The organism is Corallococcus llansteffanensis, assembly GCF_003612055.1.
In the GTDB taxonomy this organism is placed as follows: domain Bacteria; phylum Myxococcota; class Myxococcia; order Myxococcales; family Myxococcaceae; genus Corallococcus; species Corallococcus llansteffanensis.
This window is the reverse complement of sequence record NZ_RAWB01000682.1, coordinates 1-4,808: the sequence shown is the minus strand read 5'-3', so window position 1 is coordinate 4,808 and position 4,808 is coordinate 1. Positions and strand designations below refer to the sequence as shown.

The following is a 4,808-nucleotide window of genomic DNA, read 5'->3' as shown; positions in this document are numbered from 1 at the left end:
CGTGTCGCGCACCAGGTGGACGATGGAGCGGTGCTCCACGCCCGCGCCCTTCGGCGTCCCGGTGGAGCCCGACGTGTAGAGCACGTAGGCGAGCTGGCCACGCAGCTCGTCACGCGGGTGGGCGCGCGGTTCGGCGTGGAGCTGCCCCTGCGCGCGTTGTTCGAGGCGCCCACGCTGGCGCTGCTCTCGGAGCGCATCCAGGCGCTGCCTTCGCGGGCCGTCACGCCCGCGCTGCGCACCGTGCCTCGCGACGGGGACCTGCCGCTGTCGTTCGCGCAGCAGCGCATGTGGTTCCTGGATCAGCTCGAACCGGGCCAGGCGCTCTACAACATCCCCCTGGCGCTGCGGCTCACCGGCGCGCTGGACGTGGACGTGCTGCGCCGCACCTTCGCGGAAGTGGTCCGTCGGCATGAACCGCTGCGCACCACGTTCCTGGAGCGCGATGGCCAGCCGCTCCAGCGCATCCACGCCGCGCCCGCGGAGTGGGCCCTGCCGGTGGAGGTCCTTCCGGAAGGCGCCACGCGCGAGGACACCTTGCGGCGGCGCATGCGGGACGAGGCGGCACGGCCGTTCGACCTGGGCACGGGTCCACTGTTGCGCACGCGGCTGCTCCGGCTGGGCGCGGAGGAGCACATCCTGCTGCTGTGCATGCACCACATCGTCTCCGACGGGTGGTCCATGGGCGTGCTGGTGCACGAGGTGGGCAGCCTCTACGCGGCGTTCGCGGAAGGCCGTCCGTCACCGCTGCCCGCGCTGGAAGTGCAGGCCGCCGACTTCGCTGTGTGGCAGCGCCAGGAGGGCAACTCCGACGGCGTGCAGGCCCACCTGGACGCGCTCCGGGAGTCGCTCAAGGATCTGCCCTCGCTGACGCTGCCCTCCGAGCACGGCCTGCCCGCGACGCGGACCCTGCGCGGCGCAAGCCACGTCTTCACGCTGCCGGCCTCGCTGGTTCGCTCGCTGGAGCAGGTGGGCCGCGACCGGGACGCGACGCTGTTCATGGTGCTGCTGGCCGGGTACGAAACGCTGCTGTCGCGCTACTCCGGGCAGGACGACTTCGCCGTGGGCAGCCCCGTGGCCCACCGCACCCGGCCGGAGCTGGAGCCGCTCATCGGCGTGTTCCTCAACACGCTGGTGCTGCGCGCGCGCCTGGACGGCGACCCCCGCTTCACGGAGCTGCTGGACCGCGTGCGCGAGTCCTCCCTGTCCGCGTATGCCCACCAGGACGTGCCCTTCGAGCGGCTCGTGGAAGCGCTGGGTGCGGAGCGTGGCGCGGAGCGCGCGTCGCTGTTCCAGGTGATGTTCGCGCTGCACAACGCGCCCGTGCCGCCGCCCTCGCTGCCGGGCTTGCGCGTGGCGCTGCTGCCCACCGCGCCGGACACGTCCCGCTTCGACGTGAGCCTGTCGCTGATGGAGCGTGACGGGGGGCTGGAGGGGACGCTCGAGTACAGCCTGGACCTCTTCACCTCCGCCACCGCCGCGCGGCTGGCGTCGCAGTTCCGCGTGCTGCTGGAGGCCGTGGCGCGCGATGCGACGGTGCCCGTCAGCCGCCTGCCGATGATGGACGCGGAGGAGCGCTCCTGGGTGCTGGTGGACTGGAATGACTCCGGCTCCCACCCCTTCGTGGAGGACACCCTCCCCCGCTGCTTCGAGGCCCATGTCCGGCGCGCGCCGGACGCCGTGGCCGTGGAGCACGAGGGCCGGACGCTCACCTACGGGGCGCTGGATGCGCGGGCCAATCAGCTCGCGCGGCACCTCTTGTCGCTGGGCCTGCGTCCGGAGGGCCGCGTCGGCCTGTGCCTGGAGCGCGGCCTGGACCTCGTGGTGGGCATGCTGGGCGTGCTCAAGGCCGGCGGCTGCTACGTGCCGCTGGATCCGACCTACCCGCAGCAGCGCCTGACGTTCATGTTCCAGGACGCGGGCCTGTCCGCGGTGGTGACGGAGCACTCGCTCTTGCCGTCCCTGCTGGAGCAGTCCTGGCCCACGGTGTGTCTGGACGCCGAACCGGATCTGCTGGAGCGCTACGACACGAGCGCCCCCGTGAACGCCACGGTGCTGCCGGGCCAGCTCGCCTACGTGCTCTACACGTCGGGCTCCACCGGGACGCCGAAGGGCGCGGGCGTGGAGCACCGCTCCATCGTCCACCTGGTGCGCGACACGAACTTCGTGCGCCTGACGCCCGAGGACCGCATCGCGCAGGTGTCCACGCCGTCGTTCGACGCGGCGACGTTCGAGGTCTGGGGCGCGCTGCTCAACGGCGCGCGGCTGGTCATCATCCCGCGCGACATCACGCTGTCCCCGCCGCACCTCGCCCGGAAGCTGCGCGAGGTGGGCGCCACCACCGTGCTGCTCACCACCGCCCTCTTCCACGAGGTGGCGCGCGAGGAGCCCGGCGCGCTGGCGGCCCTGCGCAACGCCTTCTTCGGCGGGGACCGGGCGGATCCGCGCGCGGTGCGGAGCGTGCTCGCGGCGGGACCGCGCGGGCAGCTCGTCAACCTGTACGGCCCCACCGAGGCCACCGTCTGCGCGACCTTCCACGCCGTGGGCGCGCTGGCGGCGGACGCCACCGTCCTGCCCATTGGCCGGCCCGTGGCCCGTGCCCGGCTGTACGTGCTGGATGTGCACGGTGAGCCCGTCGCACCGGGCGTCCCGGGCGAGCTGTTCATTGGCGGCGAGGGCGTGGGCCGTGGCTATCCCGGCCACCCCGCGACGACGGCCGAGCGCTTCGTGCCGGACGCGTTCAGCGGCCTTCCGGGCGCGCGGCTCTACCGCACGGGCGACCGGGCGCGGTGGCGGGCGGATGGGACGCTCGACTTCGTGGGCCGCGTGGACGCGCAGGTGAAGGTGCGGGGCTTCCGCATCGAACCGGGTGAGGTGGAGTCCGCCCTGCACGCCCATCCCTCCGTGCGCGAGGCGGTGGTCGTGGTGCGCGAGGACGTGCCCGGCGACAAGCGGCTCGTGGCCTACGTCGTGGGCCACCCCTCGCCGGATCCCGTCGCACTGCGCGCCTTCCTCGCGGAGCGGCTGCCCGCGCACCTGGTGCCGTCCGCGTTCGTGCCCATGACGGCGCTGCCGCTGACGCCCGGGGGCAAGCTGGATCGCAAGGCGCTGCCCGTCCCGGAGCAGGCCGTGTCGGCCCTGGTGCCCGCCGCCCCCGAGCGCCTCACACCCTTCCAGCAGCGCGTCGCCGGGCTGTTCCGCGACGTGCTGCACGTGGAGCGCGTGGGCCTGCATGACGACTTCTTCGCCCTGGGCGGCCACTCGCTCCTGGCCACGCAGCTCATCTCCCGCCTGCGCGCCACGTTCCAGGTGGAGCTGCCCCTGCGCGGCCTGTTCACCGCGTCCACCGTGGCCCGCGTCACGGAGCTGGTGGAAGAGCAGCTCCTGGTGCGCACGGACGGGCCTCGCGTGCCCGGGCTCCGGCCCGTATCGCGCGACGGCGAGCTGCCCCTGTCGTTCTCGCAGCAGCGGCTCTGGGTGCTCGATCAGCTCCAGCCCGGCGCCACGCCCTACGTGCTCCTCGGGGCCGTGCGACTGGAGGGTTCGCTGGACGCGGAGGCCCTGCGTCGCGCGCTCGAGCTGCTGGTCGAACGCCATGAGGCCCTGCGCACCACGTTCGTGCTGAAGGGCAACGAGCCCGTCCAGGTCATCCACTCCACGCCCGCGTGGACGTTGCCGGTGACGGACCTGGGCGACCTGTCGCCCGAGGCCCGCGAGGCCTCCCTCCAGCGGCTGGCCCTGGAGGAAGCGGGTCAGCCCTTCGATCTCGGCACGGGCCCGCTGCTGCGCTCGCGGCTGTTGCGATTCGGGCCCTCGGACCACGTGCTGGTCCTGACCATGCATCATATCGTCTCCGACGGCTGGTCCGTGGGCGTGATGGTGCGCGAGGTGGCGGCGGCCTACGCGGCGTACTCCACCGGGAAGGCGCACGGGCTTCCGACCCTGCCGGTGCAGTACGCGGACTTCGCCTCGTGGCAGCGCGGCTGGCTCCAGGGGGACGTGCTCACGGAGCAGGTCGCGTGGTGGAAGCAGCAGCTCGCCGGGGCGCCGCACGTCCTGGACCTGCCCATCGACCATCCGCGTCCGACGCCGCGCTCCCCGCACGGCGCGCTCCTTCCCGTGCACCTGCCCCGTGCCCTGGGAGATCGCCTGGGGACGCTCGCGCGGCAGGAGGGCGCCACGTCGTTCATGGCGCTGCTGTCCGTGTGGCAGTTGCTGCTGTCGCGCTACAGCCGGCAGGAGGACCTGCTGGTGGGCTCGCCCATCGCGGGCCGCAACCACGGCGACGTGGAGGGGCTGGTCGGCTTCTTCGTCAACACGCTGGTGCTGCGCGCCCGCGTCCGTCCGGAGGACTCGTTCCGCGCGCTGCTGACGCAGGTGCGGGACACGACGCTCGCGGCCTACGAGCACCAGGACCTGCCGTTCGAGAAGCTCGTCGAGGAACTCCAGGTCGCGCGCGATCTGGGCCGCACGCCGCTCGTGCAGGCCATCTTCGCGCTCCAGAACGCACCCGGCGGAACGTTGGAAGTGCCGGGCCTGACGCTGCGCATGCTGGAGGTGGACACCGCCACGGCGCGCTTCGACCTGGGACTCGTGCTCGCGGAGACGCCGGACGGCCTGCGCGGCGTCATCGAGTACAGCACCGCCCTCTTCGACCGCGACACGATGGTCCGGCTCGCCGGCCACCTGCGCGTGTTGATGGAGGCCGCCGTCGCCAGCCCGGACGTGCCGCTGTCCCAGCTCCCCTGGCTCACGCCGGCCGAGCGCCAGCAGGTGCTCGTCGACTGGAACGACACCGCCCACCCCTACCC

At 73.2% G+C, this 4,808-nt stretch carries 2 protein-coding genes; one reads left to right on the top strand and one right to left on the bottom strand.

Annotated features, from left to right (window positions below; genetic code table 11):
• On the bottom strand, positions 1–105 hold a 105-nt coding region (locus D7V93_RS47765; RefSeq protein ID WP_372338401.1), incomplete at its 3' end, for an AMP-binding protein.
• 180 nt (positions 106–285) lie between these two features.
• On the opposite strand from D7V93_RS47765, the gene D7V93_RS38065 reads away from it, so the two are divergent.
• The coding region (locus tag D7V93_RS38065) for a non-ribosomal peptide synthetase (protein ID WP_147451557.1) at positions 286–4,808 on the top strand (4,523 nt) is incomplete at its 3' end.